The following is a 17,733-nucleotide window of genomic DNA, read 5'->3' as shown; positions in this document are numbered from 1 at the left end:
ACGATCACTCCGTTACAGCACCGCGCTGACGGCTGCGGTGGCCGGGGCCGCCCCCGGCATGGGGTGCTGCGGTGGCCCGAGCAGCGTGAACGGCATCAGCCGCTTTTTGCCACTCGTGCTTATGCCGGCGCCGTTTACGCCGTATCCGCGGCGCCCGCGGACGGCAATGGCGGACCATCCAGTCGCGACGACGCGCAGGCCAGCGCGCATTCGACCTGTTCGAACATCGCCCGCGTGGCCGGACTATGCGGGCACGCGCGCAGCAACAATTCCAGCCATTTCAGCCGCCGCGCGAGCATCGGCACGACCATCGTGCGCACGATCAGCCGCTGATCCGCGTCTGACGGATCGAAACGCGCGCACGTGTCGACGAGCGCGTCGAGCGTCAGTACTGCCTGAGTCGGGTTCGTCATGAGTGTGAGAGGCAACTCCACCGCCCGCATCGCCGCGGACGGATCGTGTACGTGAACGGCGAACGCGCGCGCCGGCGTATCTGGCGCACCGGCATGCGCGTCGCCACAGGGGCGAGCCGCGTGGCGTTCAAAACGCGTGCCATTCGGCGGCCCCGCCCCCTGTCGCAGCCGCTACCGGCACGCTCGGCGGCCGCGCTGCCGACGGAGACTGCGCCCGCGCCGTCGGCGCGACCGCCGGCGCGGCAGGCCCGTCCGGGAAGGCTCCCGCCAGCCTGAACGCCGACATCGCCGCCTGCAAATGGCCGGCCTGCTCTTCGAGAGAATGCGCGGCGGCGGCGGCCTGCTCGACGAGCGCCGCGTTCTGCTGCGTCACGCCTTCCATCTGCCCGATCGCCACGTTGACCTGCTCGATTCCCTGACTCTGTTCTCGCGACGCGGCCGCGATTTCGGCGACGATGTCGGACACCTGCTTGATGGCCTGCTTCACGTGACCCATCGTCGCGCCCACGTCCGTGGCCTGCTGCGCGCTGTCGCGGATCATCGACACCGACGCGCCGATCAGCTCCTTGATTTCCTTCGCCGCCGCCGCCGAACGCTGCGCGAGGTTGCGCACTTCGCTCGCGACCACCGCGAAGCCGCGCCCCTGCTCGCCCGCGCGTGCCGCCTCCACGGCCGCATTGAGCGCGAGAATGTTGGTCTGGAACGCGATCCCCTCGATGACGCCCGTGATGTCGGACACCCGGCTGGAGCGGTCGCTGATCTGCCCGATCGTCGCGACCATGTGCTGCACGGCGTCGTGGCCGGCGTCCGCGATGCCCGTCGCACGCGTCGCGAGCGTATTCGCCTGCTGCGCGTTGTCGGCGTTCTGCTTCACGGTCTCCGTCAGTTGCGTCATGCTCGACGCGGTCTCCTCGAGCGACGCGGCCTGCTCCTCCGTGCGAGCCGACAGATCCGCATTGCCGCTCGCGATCTGGTGCGACGCGATCGCGACCGACTCCGCGCTGCGCTTGATGCCGCGCACCGTCGTGCCGAGCTGCCGGTCCATCGTCGCCAGCGCGCCGAGCAATTGGCCGAATTCGTCGTGCAAATCGACGTCGATGCGGTTGTCCAGCGTGCCGCCCGCGATTTCATCGGCCACGCGCACGGCTTGGCCGAGCGGCGTCGAAATGTGTCGCAGCAGGTGCACGGACGCCCACACCGCGATCAGCACGCCGGCGCCGATCAAGCCAATCGCGATCCACAGAATGATCCCGAACGTCGACTCGCTGTCGTCGACGAACGACTTCGCCTGCTCGGCGTTCAGTGCGATGTCGTCTTCGAGCACCTGCCTGAGTTCGCCCGAGGCCGGCAGCAGCCGGTCGATGGCCGCGCTGATCGCATCGGGGTTCGAGCCGCTCATCGCCGCGACGACGTCGTTGACGCCCGCCCTGAAGCGCGGCAGCACACCGTGGATGCGCTCGGCGATCGCGCGCTCCTTGTCGCTCGTGATCGATTCCGCGTAATAACGGTTCCAGAGCGTATCGAGGCGGCTTTGCTCGGCACGAATTTCGTCGACGCCGCTTCGCGTGCGTACCGGGTCGCGCTCCGCCTGGATCCGGCGCATCCGAAGCTGCATCCCGAGCGAGATGGCGCGAATTTCGGTCAATTCGCAGATCGGCAATGTATTGCCCTGATACGCGCGATGCAGATTCGAATTCAGTCGGGACAAACCGAATACGCCAAACACGCCGATCGCGACCATTAATGTGACACACGACGCAAGGGTGAGAAAAATCCTGAACTTTATGCTTTTTGCAAATCGACTCATTTTCACGCTCCTCCGGCTTTCCAGGTCGATGCGGAATGGCAAGCGCCGTTCCATGACCGGGGTTTACGGAAGGAAAACGAGTCGATTTAGGCATCTCGATCCGAAATAATCAAAATCGAAAACGGCAAGAATCCGGATATCCACCGCACTTTTATCGATCGATATCTCATTAATAAATCCATATATATTTGAGCCCTCCTTTATCTCATTAATAAACTATCTCATTAATGGAGCTGGCACGATTCGGTCGACGATATGAGGTCGCAGCAACGTGCCGCATTTCCATCCGAGGACGTATCGCAGATAGACCGTTAGTTGCATGAAAAGGCCGAAGCGGCGTCCCGCTACGCCGGCGGCACGATCATCTCGCGCGCGATCGCGCAGAACGCGGCCGTCGCGGCGCTTTCGCCATGCAGCCGGCGGCTCATGATGATCGGCGACGTCGCGCCCGGCTCCGGCAGCCGCCGATAGACGACGCCCTTCACGCGCACGCCCTCCACGCTCTCCGGCACCAGCGACACGCCCACCTGCGCCGCGACGAGCCCGAGCGCCGTCTGCAGCTCGCGCACCTCGTGCACGGCAGCCGGCACGACCGCGCCGTCGCGCAGCGCCGACAACTGCTGATCGGCGAAGCTCGGCCGCGGCGTGCTCGGGTAGACGATCATCGTCTCGTTCGCGAGATCCGCGAGCGTCAGCGGCCGGGACGGATCGGCGAGCCGATGCCCGACCGGCAGCGCCGCGATCAGCTTTTCCTCGATCAGCGCCTCGCGTACCAGTTGGTCGTCGTCGAAGCGCAGGCGGCCGAACCCCACGTCGATCCGCCCGCCCTTCAGCGCGCCGAGCTGTTCGAGCGTGAACATTTCGATCAGCGACAGCTCGACGTCCGGCTGCGCCTCGCGAAACGCGCGGATCACGTCCGGCAGCGCGCCGTACAGCGTCGACGGCACGAAGCCGATCACGATCCGCTCCGACAGTTGCGCGAGCCGCCGCGTCAACGGCCCCAGTTCGTCGGCCTGGTCGACCAGACGCTTGGCCTGCGCATAGAACACGCGCCCGGCATCGGTCAGTTTCAGCGGCCGCGCGCCGCGCTCGAACAGCGGCAATCCGATCTCCTCCTCGATCGCCTGGAGCTGGCGGCTGAGCGGCGGCTGCGTCATGTGCAGCCGCTCCGCGGCCCGCGTGATGTTCATTTCCTCGGCGACGGCGATGAAGTAACGGAGCTGGCGCAATTCCATTTCATGCCTCAAAGGTATGGAAGTAGTCGGAAAGAGTGTTGGACGGCGCGGGGCGGGCATTCCTACCATGTGCACCAACAGGAGGAATCGCATGATAGCAACTGCCGCCACCATCGCACGCATCGAGACGTTGCTGGTCGACGTGCCGACGATACGGCCCCACAAATTGTCGGTCGCCACGATGAATTGCCAGACGCTCGTGCTGGTCCGAATTCGATGCACGGACGGTATCGAAGGCGTCGGCGAGGCGACGACCATCGGCGGTCTCGCCTATGGCGAGGAGAGCCCCGAGAGCATCAAGGTCAATATCGACACCTACTTCGCGCCGCTGCTGCAGGGCATGGACGCGACGCGTCCGGGCGCCGCGATGGCGCGGGCGCGCAAGCTGTTCCAGGGCAACCGTTTCGCGAAGTGCGCGATCGAGACCGCGCTGTTCGACGCGCAGGCGCGGCGTCTCGGCGTGCCGCTGTCCGAACTGTTCGGCGGGCGCCGGAGCGACGCGGTCGATGTCGCGTGGACGCTCGCGAGCGGCGATACCCAACGCGACATCGCGGAAGCCGAAGCGATGCTCGACGCCCGCCGCCATCGCGCGTTCAAGCTGAAGATCGGCGCGAACGCGGTCGCCGACGACGTGGCCCACGTGGTCGCGATCAAGCGCGCGCTCGGAGAACGCGGCGACGTGCGGGTCGACGTGAACCAGGCGTGGAGCGAGACCGATGCGATCTGGGCCGGCGCGCGGCTGGCCGACGCCGGCGTGAGCCTCGTCGAGCAGCCGATCGCCGCGACCAACCGGGCGGGGCTGAAACGCCTCACGCAACTCGCGCAGGTGCCGATCATGGCCGACGAAGCGCTGCACGGCCCCGTCGATGCGTTCGCGCTCGCGCAGGATCGCGCGGCCGACGTGTTCGCGGTGAAGATCGCGCAATCGGGCGGCCTGCAGGGCGCGGCGAGCGTCGCGTCGATCGCGGCGGCGGCCGGCATCGAACTGTACGGCGGCACGATGCTCGAAGGCGCGGCCGGCACGATCGCGTCCGCGCAACTGTTCAGCACGTTCGACTCGCTGAAATGGGGCACCGAACTGTTCGGCCCGCTGCTGCTCACCGAGGAGATCCTCGTCGAGCCGCTGCGCTACCAGGATTTCAAGCTGCATCTGCCGGCGACGCCCGGCCTCGGCATCACCTTCGACTGGGCCCGCATCGAACGGATGCGACGCGACGCCCGCTGATCCCCACACGACACCCGAAACCGGAGACACAGATGAACAAGCAAGCCATCGACGCCCTGCTGAAGACCTTCGACGACGCCGCCGAGAAGCCCGGCAACCCGCGCGTGCGCGCGATCGTCAACCGGATCGTGAAGGACATCTGCTACACGATCGAGGACTTCGACGTGCAGCCGAGCGAGTTCTGGACCGCGCTCAACTTCCTGAACGAAGCCGGCCGCGAATTAGGGCTGATCGCCGCGGGCCTCGGCCTCGAGCGCTTCCTCGACGTACGGATGGACGAAGCCGAGGTGAAGGCCGGCATCCAGGGCGGCACGCCGCGTACGATCGAAGGGCCGCTGTATGTCGCCGGCGCGCCGGAATCGGTCGGCCACGCGCGTCTCGACGACGGCACCGATCCGGGCCAGACGCTGATCATGCGCGGTCGGGTGCTGGGCCAGAACGGCGCGCCGCTCGCGAACGCGCTGGTCGAGGTGTGGCACGCGAATCATCTGGGCAATTACTCGTACTTCGACGCGTCGCAGCCCGCGTTCAACCTGCGCCGCTCGATCCGCACGGATGCCGAAGGCCGCTACAGCTTCCGCAGCGTGCTGCCGGTCGGCTACAGCGTGCCGCCGGGCAGCAAGACCGAGCAGTTGCTCGACCAGCTCGGCCGCCACGGCCATCGTCCGGCGCATATTCACTTCTTCGTTTCCGCGGACGGTTATCGTAAGCTGACGACGCAGATCAACATCGATGGCGATCCGCATCTGTGGGACGACTTCGCGTTCGCGACGCGCGAGGGGCTGATCCCGCCGGTGCGGCAGGCGGAAGGCGCGGAAGGCAAGCCGTACGGCATCGACGGGCAGTTCGCGCTGATCGACTTCGACTTCTCGCTGCTCAAGGACAAGCAGGACGTGCCGGGCAGCGAAGTCGAACGGGCCCGCGCGCAGGCGTGAGCGCCCTTCCCGTTCGACGAATCGACAACGCAAGGAGTGCAGGATGCTGTTTCATGTGGAAATGACCGTTCGCCTGCCGGCGGACATGGATCCGGTCAAGGCGGCCACGCTGAAGGCGGAAGAGAAGGCGATGTGCCAGCGGCTGATGAACGAAGGAACGTGGCGTCATCTGTGGCGAATCGCCGGGCAGTATGCGAACGTCAGCATCTTCGACGTCGAAAGCGTGCAGCAGCTGCATGACGTGCTGAGCCAGCTGCCGCTGTTTCCGTATATGGAGATGGAGGTGCGGGCGCTGTGCCGGCATCCGTCCTCGGTGCGGGAAGACGATCGCTGAGTCCGCGGTCGAGCACGGACTGGAAAAACGGGCGGCCTGCGATTGCCTCGCAGGCCGCCCGTTTCATTGCGTCATCCGCACCGGCGGATCAGGGTGCCGCGCGCCCTACTTCTGCGCATCCATCTTGTCGGCGACTTCACTGCCATACACCTTCGCGACACGTCGCGCGACGATCGCCTGCATCAGCGTCTTGTCGAAATCGTCGGCGGTTTTCCAACCGCTGCCGTCCTTGATGAACGTGAAATCGCCCTTCAGCTGCAACATCGACGGCGCGCCGATCGCGCCGAGCAGCCGGTCGCGATAATCGATCAGCAACGGACACGAAACATGGTCGCCATCGATCTGCTTGCAGTCGGCGGCCGGCATGACGCCCAGCACGCTGCTCGTCAGCGTCGTCGGTTCGTCGCCGCCGGGCAGCGGCTTGCCGTAGCTCGGCGAACGCTCCGACACGTTCTTGTCGACTTGCGCGACGCCCGCCATGAAAGCCGCGCTGATGACGTCGCGGCCGAGCGGTGCACCGAGCTTCGGATCGAGGCCCTGCGCACTGTAGCGAGCCGTCACGTATTCAGGCGGGAACATCTGCACGACGAAGGCGCTCTTGTCCTTGTCGTCGTGCTGAACGACATAGCCGAACGTCGTATGCTCGTCGGCGATACTCACGTCCGCCAGGCAACCGCGCGCTCGATTTGCGTCGTCGTAGCCGACTTCACGGGGGTTGCTGACGCGTGGAAACGGCGCACTGTCCTTGTCGAGCATCTGCATCGGATTCTTGCGCATCATGTCCATGCGCGCGCGGAACATCAGCGCACCCAGTGCCTTGGTGGTACTCGACGCGCCGCATGCGGGCGCCGATGCGGGCCACAACAGGTAGGCGCCCACCGCCAGCGCGGCGGCGAGGCCGCCGAAACCGATCAGCATCTGCTTCTTCTTTTGCGCGCGCTGGACTGATGCGACCGTTTCGTTCAGACGCTGTTCGAACCGGGGCGGATCGATCTCCTCCAGCATCGTCATCAGGACGAGTTTCTCGTCGGCGCTCGTGGCGCGGCCGTCCAGCAGCTCATGCGTCGCTTTCGCCTCGGCGTCCGTCGTCGTGTAGCCCTCGACGATCAACCAGTCGAGCATTTTGCGGGCGGAATCGGTTTCGGGAAGCTCGGCCGGTGTGTTCCTCAGACGCTGGGTGACGCGCGCCGCCTGTTCCTCCGTCAGATAGCCGCCGGCTTCGAGTGCGATCAGCAGCGTGGCGCGGTTGTCATCGATCAGTTCTGCCGGGCCCTGTTGTTCGAAAGTCATCGTTGTTGTTCTCCGTCGAGACCGATTCGCTGCGCGGGCTGTGCCGCCCTATTGTCCAGACGAATCGCGTCGATCTCCGGAAACTACTCGATTCGGGCTCCGGTGTCGACATGCCCGCGCGTCGCTTTCTCGCGCGGGCCGGCCATGCATCGTCAATGCCCGTGCGCCAGATGCACGGCAAACCCCGCCTTCCCCGGCGCGATGTCCTCCTTCAACGTCAGCGCCGGGATCTCGTAATCGCCCGCGTTCTGCCGGCGGAACGGAATCGGCGGCGTGGTCCACAAATCGTCGAGACGCCGGCCGAGCGCCGTGCACGTTTCGTCGAAACGCGCGGCGTTCATCTTGCCCGTCCGGTAGATCACGAATGGCGGCAACACGTCGAACCCCGGGTAATACAGCACGCCGTGCTGGATCGGGAACAGCAAGTCGTCGATCGGCCCGTTGATGCCGCGCGGGCCGTAGTGCGATTCCCACCCGCCCGTGGTGACGACGATCATCGCCCGCTTGCCGGCCAGCGAACCTTCGCCGTAGCGATCGCCCCAGTGCGTATCGGAATGCTCGCCGACGCCATAAGCAAAACCGTACGCGTACACGCGCTCGACCCAGCCCTTCATGATCGCCGGCATCGAAAACCACCACAGCGGAAACTGCAGGATCACCGCGTCGGCCCACTTCAGCTTGTCCTGCTCGCGTGCGATGTCTTCGCTCTGCGTACCTTCCGCAAACGCGCGCTTCGAATCGAGCACGGGATCGAAGCGTGCGCCGGGCGCATGATCGACCACATCGTTCGCATCGAACGCCGCCTTCCAGTTCATCGCATACAGGTCGCTCACCTGCACCGCGTGGCCGGCCGCTTCGAGATGCGCGACCGCAAAATCGCGCAGCGCGCCGTTCAGCGAACGCGGTTCAGGATGGGCATACACGATCAGCACATTCATGTCGTCACTCCGTGGATTGAATGACTGCAGGATGCCGCCTTCGAAGGTATATTTGAAATGAATTCCTGATATTCCAGGTATAACCATGAATAATCTCAGAAGGCTCGATCTGAACCTGCTCGTCACGCTGGACGTCCTGCTCGCGGAGCACAACGTCACGCGCGCGGCCGAGAAGCTGAACATGTCGCAGCCGTCGGTCAGCGTGCAGTTGCAGAAACTGCGCGACGTGTTCGGCGATCCGCTGCTGCTGCCGGGGCCGCGCGGGATGCGGCCGACGGCGCGCGCGGAAGCGCTGCGCGAACCGTTGCGCGATGCGCTCGAAGCGGTCGAGCGCGCGGTGATCCCGGCCACGCCGTTCGATCCCGCGACCGCGACGAACACGTGGCGCGTGGCCGCGACCGACTACGGCGAATCGACGATCGTGCTGCCCGCGCTGCGCACGCTGCGTTCCACCGCGCCCGGCACGCGGCTGGCCGTCCTCGAGCTCATGCCGCCGCGTATCGAGCAGGATGCCGAACGAAACGGCATCGACCTGGCCTTCCACATGACCGAAGCGTCGCCGCCCGGCATGCGGCGCCTGCCGCTGTTCGTCGAGCGTTACGTGCTGATCGGCCGCGCCGGTCACCCGAAGCTGAAGCGGCGCCCCACGCTCGCGCAATTCGGCACGCTCGAGCACGTGATCGTGTCGCCCGACGGCGGCGGCTTCTTCGGCGTGACGGACGAAGTACTCGCGACGGTCGGCGCCACGCGGCGCGTCGTGCTGTCGGTGCCGCACTTCCTGTTCGTGATGTCGGCCGTCGCGAGCACCGATCTCGTCGCGATGCTGCCCGAACGGCTGGTGCGCGACGTGCCCGCGCTGCGCGTGGTGGACGCGCCGGTCGAGGTGCCCGGCTATGAAATGTCGATGCTGTGGCACGAGCGCGTGCATCGCGATCCGGCGCATCGATGGCTGCGGGAGACGATCGCGGCGGCGGTGTAAGTCGCCCGCCCGATCGCGGCGATTCACCCGCGCCGAGCGCCGACGCACAAAATCCTTTATTCGGGACTTGAAACCGCCGCGAACACTGTATATATTTACAGTGCTTTTGCACCATTTGACCCGAATTCCGTCATCCACCGACGAACGGACTTTTGTGAGGCGACCATGTTCCAGGCTTCCGCATTCGATCCCGAGCAACCCGGCTTCAATCCCGTCCACTTCGAGCGCGCCGCGCAGCGGGCGGTCGTCGATCTGCAGCGTGTCGTCGGCGGCCCCGCGCAGCGGGCGCTCGGCCTGCGCCGCCGCACGCATCCGGCGGCCGTCCGCACGATGAGCTGGCAGGCGCTGCTGAACGTCGAGGAGCTGGCGTTCTCGAATCCCGGGTTCCTGAACCGCAACGATCCGACCGTCGTCGACGCGTTCATCCGGCTGCGCGACAGCCGGCTGGTCGCCGCGGACGTCGAGGAGCCGGTCGACTGGCAGCGTGACGATGACGACCTGCCGGCCGTCTATCTGATCGTCAAGGCGATGCTCGAGGCGGAACAGGAAGAACGGGCCGAAGCGGCCTGAGCCGCGCCTGGTCGATCGCGATCACGGTCTGCCGGGCTCGCGCCGTCACGTTGCATGGTGGCGCGAGCGGCGCCGCGGCTGGTTATGGTTCTGCACCCACGAATCGGCGCATCAGACGGCGAGCCGCGAACCGTCGCGTAGCCGTTGCGCGTTGCGCAACGACGGATCATCGCCACGCTGCGACGACCCAATGACCATCGCAGCGCCCGCCCGTTACAACCGCGCCGCGAGCCGCGCCCCCTGATCGATCGCCCGCTTCGCATCGAGTTCGGCGGCCAGTTCCGCGCCGCCGATCAGGTGCACCGAGCGCCCGGCCGCCCGCAGCGGCGCGAGCAACGCGCGCTGCGGCTCCTGCCCCGTGCAGAGCACGATCGTATCGGCTTCGATCAGTTCGTGATCGGTGCGTTGCTCGCCGTACGACACATGCAGCCCGCGCGCGTCGATCCGCTCGTAGTTCACGCCGCCGATCATCTTCACCTGCTTCATCTTCAGCGTCGCACGGTGAATCCAGCCGGTCGTCTTGCCGAGCCCCTTGCCGAGCGGCGCGGCCTTGCGCTGCAACAGCGTCACTTCCCGCGCCGGCGCCGACACCTGCGCCCGCGTCACGCCGCCGCGCGTCGCGGCCGGGTCGGTCACACCCCACTCGGCCTTCCATGCGTCCAGATCGAGGGCCGGCGATTCGCCGTCCTGCACCAGATATTCGGCGACATCGAAGCCGATCCCGCCTGCGCCGACCACCGCGACCCGCCGGCCGACCGGCTGTTTGCGCGCGAGCACGTCGATATAGCTGAGCACGTTCGGCCCGTCCTGCCCCGGAATCTTCGGGTCGCGCGGCGCGACGCCCGTTGCGAGCACGATCTCGTCGTAGCCGCCCGCGATCAGGTCGCGCGCGTCGACGCGGCGGTTCAGGTGCAGCTTCACGCCGGTCAGTTCGACCTGCCGGCCAAAGTAGCTCAACGCTTCGTGAAACTCCTCCTTCCCCGGAATCCGCTTCGCCATGTTGAACTGGCCGCCGATCTCCGCCGCGCCGTCGAACAGGTCGACCTGATGGCCGCGCTGCGCGAGCACGGTCGAGCACGCGAGCCCGGCCGGCCCCGCGCCGACCACCGCGATTCGCTTCGGCTGCGGCGCGGGCGTGTATTTCAGCTCCGTCTCGTGGCACGCGCGCGGATTCAGCAGACACGATGCGATCTTGTTCTTGAACGCGTGGTCGAGACACGCCTGGTTGCAGCCGATGCAGGTGTTGATCTCGTCGGCGCGACCCTGCGCGGCCTTGACGACGAACTCGGCATCCGCGAGCAGCGGGCGCGCCATCGACACCATGTCCGCGCAGCCGTCCGCGAGAATCTGCTCGGCCACTTCGGGCCGGTTGATCCGGTTGGTCGTCACGAGCGGGATGCCGACCTCGCCCTTCATCTTCTTCGTCACCCACGCGAACGCGCCGCGCGGCACCGACGTCGCGATCGTCGGCACGCGCGCCTCGTGCCAGCCGATCCCGGTGTTGATGATGGTCGCGCCCGCGCGCTCGACCGCCTTCGCAAGCTGCACGGTTTCGCGCCAGTCGCTGCCGTCCGGAATCAGGTCGAGCATCGACAGCCGGTAGATCAGGATGAAGTCGCGGCCGACCGCTTCGCGCGTGCGCTCGACGATCTCGATCGGCAAGCGGATGCGGTTCTCGTACGAGCCGCCCCACTGGTCGGTGCGCTTGTTCGTATGCATCGAGATGAACTGGTTGATCAGGTAGCCCTCGGAGCCCATGATCTCGACGCCGTCGTAACCGGCCTCGCGCGCCAGCTTCGCGCAGCGCACGAACGCGCGGATCTGCCGCTCGACGCCGCGCGCGCTCAGTTCATGCGGTGCGAACGGCGAGATCGGCGACTTGATCTTCGACGGCGCGACCGCGAACGGGTGATAACCGTAGCGCCCCGTATGCAGGATCTGCAGCGCGATCTTGCCGTCCTCCGCATGCACGGCATCCGTGATCTCGCGATGCCGGCGCGCGGCGGCCGACGTCATCAGCGTGCCGCCGAACGGCTTGGTCCAGCCGGCCACGTTCGGCGCGAAGCCGCCCGTCACGATCAGGCCGACCCCGCCGCGCGCGCGCTCGGCGAAATATTCGGCGAGGCGAGGCAGCGTCTTGCGGCTGTCCTCGAGGCCCGTGTGCATCGAGCCCATCAGCACGCGATTCTTCAGCGTCGTGAAGCCGAGATCGAGCGGTGCGAGCAGGTGGGGAAAGGGTGTCGTCATGATGATTCGGCCAATAAGCGATGCCTGCCATCGTAGGCGCGCCCCGCCTTGAACGTGAGGGGGCAAACAGCCATAATGCTTGTCATTTCCGGCCAAATCGACATGACTTCCCCGTCTCGAAAGGATCGCCTCGGGCTGCGCCGGCCAACGATTCCGGTCGCCTATACGCGTCTGCTGCTACAGGCGCTGGCCGCGCGCGGCGTCGACCTGGCCGCCGTGCGCGCCGGCACGGGCCTGCGCGACGCGGTGCTGGCCGAGCCGGACGCACGCGTCGCGCCGTCGCAATGGGGGCGGCTGGTGCTCAACGCGATCGAAATCGGCGGCGATCCGGGCATCGGGCTCGCGTTCGGGCTACTGTTGAAACCGACCGTGCACGGCTTTCTCGGCTACGCGACGCTGACCGCACGGGACATCCGCGAAGCGCTGTCGGTCACGCAGCGCTACTTCCGGATGCGCAATCGCCAGTACCGGCTGACCTATGCGGAAGACCAGCGCGGCGCGACGCTCGAGTTGCATGGTGTGCAGGCGAACCCCGTGCTGCAGCACCACGTGATGTTCGAGTTCGTGCTGACGGGGCTCGCACAGAACATCTCTCAATGGTCCGGGCGCGCGTCGCCGCCGATCAGGCTGCAATTCGCGTGGCCGGAGCCCGCGTATTTCGCGCGCTATCGCGATACGTTGCCGCCGGTGGCATTCGGCTGCGCGGCCAACGCGCTGTGGATCGCGCGCGACGTGCTCGACTGGCCGCTGCCGCTCGCCGACGAAGTCGCGCACCGGCAGGCGCTCGTGCAGGTCGAGCGCGAATACGCGCAGGTGCGGCAGGAAGAAGGCGATCTGGTCGAGCGCGTACGGGCGGAACTGGCGCGCGCCGCCGGCGATTATCCGGGGCCGGACATGCTCGCCGACGCGCTGCTCGTGTCGACACGCACGCTGCGGCGCCGGCTGGAAGAAGCCGGCTCGAGCTATCGGCAATTACTAGACGAAGCGCGGTTTCGCGACGCGAGGCAGTTGCTCGCCGCGTCGGATCTCGATCTGAAAACGATCGCCGAACGGCTGCAGTTCACCGACCCGGCGAATTTCACGCGTGCGTTCCGGCGCTGGGCCGGGCAGACGCCGAGCGCGTTTCGGGAAGCGGCTGCGGGTTCTGCACGCGAGTGACGCCCGGATGCCGTCGGCACGAGATGCCTGCCCGCAGTTTCATCGGTATGATCAATGCCACACCGGTGCCCCGTCCTGCCTATGCGCAATCACACGACCCTGATCGAGTCGACGATCGACCGTATCGATACGAATCTCATTCGTATCGAAGCCGACATCAAGAAAGTGCCGCTTTACCGCCTGACGATGCAGGACGCCTGCTACTTCATCGCGGCCTACGATATCGACGCGGAGGCGTTCAAGCAGGTCGATCAACTGAAGCCCGGGATGGCCGTGCGCGCGTGCATCTTCGACGATCGCGGGCGTCGCCGGATCGCATGGATCAGAAGCGATGACGTGGCGATCGCGCCTTACGATGCGTTCAGCCAAAGAAACAGCAATCTGTCGCTGCTCACGTGGGCGTCATGCATCTTCATACTGAGCCTGCTGAGCGGGGCCGCCATATTCAAACAGGGGTGGGCACTCGTCGGCGCCATCAACGTGTTCGTGAGCATCATCAGCATGCTGGGTACTTTGCTCGCGATTGCCGGCCTGTCCGAACTGGCTTTTCAGCCGCAGCGGCGCGAGGCCTACGAGAAGTGGCAATCCGAACCGGCCCGTTTCACCGCGGAACGGAGCAACGCATGACCGATCGCACCATGCAGATCGCATCCGGCTGCGTGACGTCCGTCAGCCAGACGACGATCAGTACGAAGGTCTGGAGCAACAACCTCGGCTGGACCACGCAAAGCATCGAGGAAATCGCGCTGCAACTCGACACGTTCGACGCGCTGCTCACCGTCAGGACGGACAGCACGCGAAGCCTGTTCATCGTCGCCGGCGACCGGCTGACCGTGGCGTACGCGCGAAGCGGGGATCGCGCCCGCCTCTACGGCATCCGGAACGTCACCGACGGCTCCGTGTATCTCGTTCGAACCGCGCAAGTCGCCGGTGCACGCACCGATACGTTCGTTACGATCGGCATGCTGTGCGTCATCCTCTGCGTCACCGGCATCCTGTCCGCGGTGCAACGCAGCACGGACGGCATGCTTGACATATCGATGGCGTTCGGTGCAACCGCGATCGGCTTTTTCGTGCTGAGCGCGATGCTGCGCGCCGTGTTCGGCGTCGTCGTGTGGCCCGAAATCCGGCGGCTCAAGCAGCCCGGCGGCAGGCGCGAGATGAATGCCGCGAAGCACGCGCTGTCGCTCGCGAATACGGAGACGCGAAACATTCGCTTCCTCTGACGCGAACGACGAGCGCTCGGCGCATCAACGACCGATATAAACCCGCGCGCCGCCGTCCCCTTCGCCCGCTTCGATCCGCACGTCGCCCGTGGCAGCGGCGATCGCGTCGTACACATCGTCGCTCACGCACACCACCGGCACCGCAATCGCATACAGCTCGGCGGCCACGATCGCGCCGATCGAGATGATCAGGTCGCGCTCCTTCAGCACGATCCCGACCGGCCCGGTGCCGTTGCGCACCGCTTCCGCGAGCACGCTGCTGCTCGAACTCGATCCCTTCGCGTGCGGCATCACCATCACCTTGCCGGCAAGGCTCGCGCCGGCCTGCGGATGCCCGCGATCGACGATCCTGCCCGCGCCCGAGTCGTAGCCGCCCCAGAAGCTGAGCGGCTTGTCGAGGACGAACGGCCGCGCGCACGCGCTGCCCGGCACGAGCGTGTCGCCCGTCAGGAATTTGTCCACCGCTTCAGTCATCGAATCGCACCTTGCCTTCGTACGCGGACCGCACGCATTCGCGCATGCTGCCGTACGCGACCGTCACGCCAATGTTAGCGGGCGCATACGACGCCCATTTCCCCGAATTGGTCATCACCAGTCCCGACAACCGCTTCATCACCGGGGTGATGTACGTGCAGGTATCGACGACGATCTGGACGCCGCGCGCGGCGAATTTCTCCGCGAGGCCGGCCTCCTCCAGCTCCCACAGAATGAAGCGGCTCGTGTTCACGTAGAAATCGCAGGCCGGCTTGCCGTCGAACGCGTCGAGCAACGTGTCGAGCGTGCGAAATTCGGCCAGCGAGAAATGCGGCGTGCCGAGCGCGACCGCGACCAGCGCGTCGCCGGCCGCGCCGTGATTCAGCGTGCGGCGAATCTCGTCGAGATCGGCCATCGCGATATCGATCGTGCGTTGCGCGGCGCGCCCGTGCAATGCGGCGTCGAGCGTCGGCGCCTCGGGCGTCACGCCGACCGCATGAAACAGCGCGACGGCCCCGCTCGATGCGGCGGCCGCGCCGAGCGCCTTGAGTTCGTCCTCGGTGGTGTCCGCGGGTAGCCCGACGATCGCCGGCACGACCGCGCCCGCGATCTTGCCGACCGCCAAACCGAGCGCGGCGAAATAGATGTCGCGCGACGGCAGGCCGGTGAAATCCGGCGCATTGAACACGATCCGCGCGGCGCGGTTCGCATCGACATGCAGCCCCGCATACGGCGCGCGCCCGGTGATCGCGGCGGCCAGGTCGAGAAAATCGCCGTAGCGGCTCGTGCGCGCGCCGAGCACCGAATTCGCGAACACGATCGCATTCGATTCGGCCCATGCGATCTGCTCGCCCAGCGCGGGACGATTCTTCAGTTGATACGGCGCGCACGTGAAGCTCGATTCGCAGCCGAGCAACACATGCGCGTCCATCAGGCGCTGCGCATCGCGCTGGATCGTGCGATCGCCGTGATACAGCTCGGGATGGATCAGGTCGAGCGACCCGACGTTCAACGTGGTCGGCACCGCGACCTTCGCGCCCGTGTCGACGAAATAGTCGACGAAATCGAGGCTCGTCTGGCCGTGATACAGACAGCCGTCGATATGGGCGGACGTAATGTCGATCAGGTGCGGCGCGGACATCACTTGCGCGGTGCGCGCGACGATCCGCATCGCGCGGGCGACGCCGTGCCCGAAATCCCCGCGCAACATGGCGTCGTCGCGGTCACTCAACTGCAGCATCGGTTGCTCCTCGTGACGCGTGCCGACCGGCGCGGCGGCGCCGGCTCATGGAATCAGTCAGAGGACTCTACAACTGGAAACAAAAACTGTCCAGATTTCATTCAATCCGGACGCCATTGAAACCAATTTTTGCAACCGAATGCTTTTAAGTCGGCCAATGGCTCGAATTCCACACCAGTTGATCGCCCGGCCGCCCCACCCGCCCCTCGCCTAACGTTCCGCCGTCAGGCTGAACAGCTCCGCGCGCAACGCCTTCGCGCGATCGCGGCCGAACTGCGTGTCGAATTCGTCCTGCGCGGCCTGCCACGCGACTGTCGCCTGCGCGAACGTGCGCTCGCCGAGCTTCGTGAGGTGCAGCGCGTGCGCACGCGCATCGTGCTCGGACGCCGCCGTGGCGACGAAACCGTCGCGCTGCAACGGCTTCAGCGCACGCAGCAACGTCGTGCGATCCATCACCAGCGCATCGGCGAGTTCGCTCATCAGCAGGCCGGGCCGGCGTTTGAGGTTCACCATGATCGAGAACTGGGCCGGCGTGACGCCGACCGGGGCCAGATGGCGTTCGTACAGTTGCGTGACGAAGCGCGCCGCCTGACGCAGCGCGAGGCAGTTGCACGCCTCGGAAATCGGAATGTCGTTCATGTTTCCGAATCTATATGTGCATATGCATAAAGTCAATGTACACTCCGCCGTAACATGGCCGGGCCGGCCATCGCGTCAAGGAGACGGACATGGACTACATCGACAAGCTGCGCATCTTCCGGTCGGTGGTGGAGATGCGCAGCTTCACGCGCGCCGCCGACATGCACGGCCTCGCGCGGCCGGTCGTCTCGCGCGCGGTCGCGGATCTGGAGGCGCGTTTCGGCAGCCGGCTGCTGCACCGGACCACGCGCCAGGTGTCGCTGACCGAAACGGCCGAGCGCATCTACGAGCGGTGCGCGGCCGTGCTCGACGAACTCGACGCGCTCGAAGTGGAAGCGCAGACGCACACGCGCGAGCCCGAGGGCCTGCTGCGCCTCGTGGCCCATACGACGGCCGCGCTGAACCGGCTCGTGCCGCTGATCGCCGGCTTCAAACGCGCACACCCGAACGTGCGCCTCGACGTCACGCTGACCGAGCGCCCGGTCGATCTGGTCGGCGAAGGCTACGACATCGGCATCGTCGTGCCGTACATGCTGACGAGCGAGTCGACCGTCGTGCGGCTGGTCGAGCGCATTCCGGTCGTGATCGTCGCGACGCCTGCGTATCTGCAAACGCATGCGCGCCCCGAGACGCCGGCCGACCTCGCGAATCATCCGTTCGTGCCGATCTCGCCGTCGCTGCGCCGGCCGGCGCTGTCGTTCCGTGTCGACGGCAACATGCTCACCGTGCCATTCCGCTTCGACGTCTCGTCGAACAGCCCCGTTTTCAACCGCGAAATGGTGATGCACGACTTCGGCATCGGCGTCGTCCCGAAAACGCTCGTCGAGGCGCAACTCGCGTCAGGCGCGCTCGTGCAGTTGCTGGAAGACGCCGATCTCGTCGATGCGTTCGTCGAAATCAAGCTCGCATACGCGAACCGCGCGCTGCTGCCCGCGAAGGTGAAGGCATTTATCGACTACACGGCCGCGTACTGCGACCGAGAAGGCTGGATCGTTCCGGCCGCGGCGTGACCGGCGCGAGCGC

18 protein-coding genes are annotated in these 17,733 nt (G+C 66.3%); 9 read left to right on the top strand and 9 right to left on the bottom strand.

What is annotated here, in order from left to right:
- Positions 1 to 134: 134 nt before the first annotated feature.
- The 3 genes from CFB49_RS19030 to CFB49_RS19020 all read right to left on the bottom strand — a co-directional run bounded on the left by CFB49_RS19030 (position 135) and on the right by CFB49_RS19020 (position 3,455).
- Entirely contained in the window at positions 135 to 413 is a 279-nt protein-coding gene (locus CFB49_RS19030) for a hypothetical protein (protein ID WP_089492048.1), read from the bottom strand.
- Positions 414 to 540: 127 nt separating this feature from the next.
- Positions 541 to 2,220, bottom strand: coding sequence for a methyl-accepting chemotaxis protein (locus tag CFB49_RS19025; RefSeq protein ID WP_089492785.1), 1,680 nt, complete (start codon positions 2,218 to 2,220; stop codon positions 541 to 543).
- 344 nt (positions 2,221 to 2,564) lie between these two features.
- A complete protein-coding gene (locus CFB49_RS19020) occupies positions 2,565 to 3,455 on the bottom strand; it encodes a LysR family transcriptional regulator (protein WP_089492047.1) in 891 nt (296 codons plus the stop codon).
- 91 nt (positions 3,456 to 3,546) lie between these two features.
- Between CFB49_RS19020 and CFB49_RS19015 the strand changes: the two genes are divergently transcribed.
- The 3 genes from CFB49_RS19015 to catC are packed head-to-tail and all read left to right on the top strand — an operon-like array spanning position 3,547 to position 5,949.
- Positions 3,547 to 4,680 carry a muconate/chloromuconate family cycloisomerase gene (locus CFB49_RS19015; RefSeq protein ID WP_089436115.1) on the top strand — a complete coding sequence of 378 codons (1,134 nt, stop codon included), beginning with the start codon at positions 3,547 to 3,549 and terminating at the stop codon, positions 4,678 to 4,680.
- Positions 4,681 to 4,712: 32 nt separating this feature from the next.
- A complete protein-coding gene (gene catA / locus CFB49_RS19010; protein ID WP_089492046.1) occupies positions 4,713 to 5,615 on the top strand; it encodes a catechol 1,2-dioxygenase in 903 nt (300 codons plus the stop codon).
- A 43-nt stretch (positions 5,616 to 5,658) separates the two neighbouring features.
- Positions 5,659 to 5,949, top strand: a complete 291-nt coding sequence (catC, locus tag CFB49_RS19005) for a muconolactone Delta-isomerase (RefSeq protein WP_050017398.1) — start codon at positions 5,659 to 5,661, stop codon at positions 5,947 to 5,949.
- 105 nt (positions 5,950 to 6,054) lie between these two features.
- Here catC and CFB49_RS19000 read toward each other — a convergent pair whose 3' ends face one another.
- Positions 6,055 to 7,239, bottom strand: coding sequence for a hypothetical protein (locus CFB49_RS19000; RefSeq protein WP_089492045.1), 1,185 nt, complete (start codon positions 7,237 to 7,239; stop codon positions 6,055 to 6,057).
- A gap of 152 nt (positions 7,240 to 7,391) precedes the next feature.
- Positions 7,392 to 8,177 carry an NAD(P)H-dependent oxidoreductase gene (locus tag CFB49_RS18995; protein WP_089436112.1) on the bottom strand — a complete coding sequence of 262 codons (786 nt, stop codon included), beginning with the start codon at positions 8,175 to 8,177 and terminating at the stop codon, positions 7,392 to 7,394.
- 85 nt (positions 8,178 to 8,262) lie between these two features.
- Between CFB49_RS18995 and CFB49_RS18990 the strand changes: the two genes are divergently transcribed.
- Positions 8,263 to 9,156 (top strand): LysR family transcriptional regulator, encoded by an 894-nt coding sequence (locus CFB49_RS18990; protein WP_089492044.1) that lies wholly within the window; start codon positions 8,263 to 8,265, stop codon positions 9,154 to 9,156.
- A gap of 165 nt (positions 9,157 to 9,321) precedes the next feature.
- A complete protein-coding gene (locus CFB49_RS18985; protein ID WP_089436111.1) occupies positions 9,322 to 9,726 on the top strand; it encodes a DUF2471 family protein in 405 nt (134 codons plus the stop codon).
- Positions 9,727 to 9,939: 213 nt separating this feature from the next.
- On the opposite strand, the gene CFB49_RS18980 is transcribed toward CFB49_RS18985, so the two are convergent.
- Complete coding sequence (locus CFB49_RS18980) at positions 9,940 to 11,973, bottom strand: NADPH-dependent 2,4-dienoyl-CoA reductase (protein WP_069618600.1); 2,034 nt, start codon at positions 11,971 to 11,973, stop codon at positions 9,940 to 9,942.
- Between the two features lie 75 nt (positions 11,974 to 12,048).
- On the opposite strand from CFB49_RS18980, the gene CFB49_RS18975 reads away from it, so the two are divergent.
- The 3 genes from CFB49_RS18975 to CFB49_RS18970 all read left to right on the top strand — a co-directional run bounded on the left by CFB49_RS18975 (position 12,049) and on the right by CFB49_RS18970 (position 14,357).
- Positions 12,049 to 13,131, top strand: coding sequence for an AraC family transcriptional regulator (locus CFB49_RS18975; RefSeq protein ID WP_089492043.1), 1,083 nt, complete (start codon positions 12,049 to 12,051; stop codon positions 13,129 to 13,131).
- An 81-nt stretch (positions 13,132 to 13,212) separates the two neighbouring features.
- Positions 13,213 to 13,758 (top strand): hypothetical protein, encoded by a 546-nt coding sequence (locus CFB49_RS36385; protein WP_069618602.1) that lies wholly within the window; start codon positions 13,213 to 13,215, stop codon positions 13,756 to 13,758.
- Entirely contained in the window at positions 13,755 to 14,357 is a 603-nt protein-coding gene (locus CFB49_RS18970; RefSeq protein WP_069618603.1) for a hypothetical protein, read from the top strand. Before CFB49_RS36385 ends, CFB49_RS18970 begins: the two co-directional genes overlap by 4 nt.
- A 24-nt stretch (positions 14,358 to 14,381) precedes the next feature.
- Here the strand turns inward: CFB49_RS18970 and CFB49_RS18965 are convergent, their stop codons facing one another.
- The 3 genes from CFB49_RS18965 to CFB49_RS18955 form a co-directional block, all read right to left on the bottom strand.
- Complete coding sequence (locus CFB49_RS18965) at positions 14,382 to 14,831, bottom strand: aconitase X swivel domain-containing protein (protein ID WP_089492041.1); 450 nt, start codon at positions 14,829 to 14,831, stop codon at positions 14,382 to 14,384.
- The gene (locus CFB49_RS18960) at positions 14,824 to 16,071 is read right to left on the bottom strand and encodes an aconitase X (protein ID WP_089492040.1); all 1,248 of its coding nucleotides are present in this window, start codon (positions 16,069 to 16,071) and stop codon (positions 14,824 to 14,826) included. The genes CFB49_RS18965 and CFB49_RS18960 overlap by 8 nt, the downstream gene beginning before the upstream one ends.
- A 210-nt stretch (positions 16,072 to 16,281) precedes the next feature.
- On the bottom strand, positions 16,282 to 16,710 hold the full coding sequence (locus CFB49_RS18955; RefSeq protein WP_069618606.1) for a MarR family winged helix-turn-helix transcriptional regulator: 429 nt from the start codon (positions 16,708 to 16,710) through the stop codon (positions 16,282 to 16,284).
- 89 nt (positions 16,711 to 16,799) lie between these two features.
- Between CFB49_RS18955 and CFB49_RS18950 the strand changes: the two genes are divergently transcribed.
- Entirely contained in the window at positions 16,800 to 17,720 is a 921-nt protein-coding gene (locus CFB49_RS18950; RefSeq protein ID WP_069618607.1) for a LysR family transcriptional regulator, read from the top strand.
- The last annotated feature ends 13 nt before the right edge of the window (positions 17,721 to 17,733 follow it).

The organism is Burkholderia sp. AU17457 (genome assembly GCF_002223255.1).
GTDB classification, from domain to species: Bacteria; Pseudomonadota; Gammaproteobacteria; order Burkholderiales; family Burkholderiaceae; genus Burkholderia; species Burkholderia sola.
The sequence above is the reverse complement of the archived record's forward strand: the minus strand, read 5'-3'. Positions and strand labels throughout refer to the sequence as shown.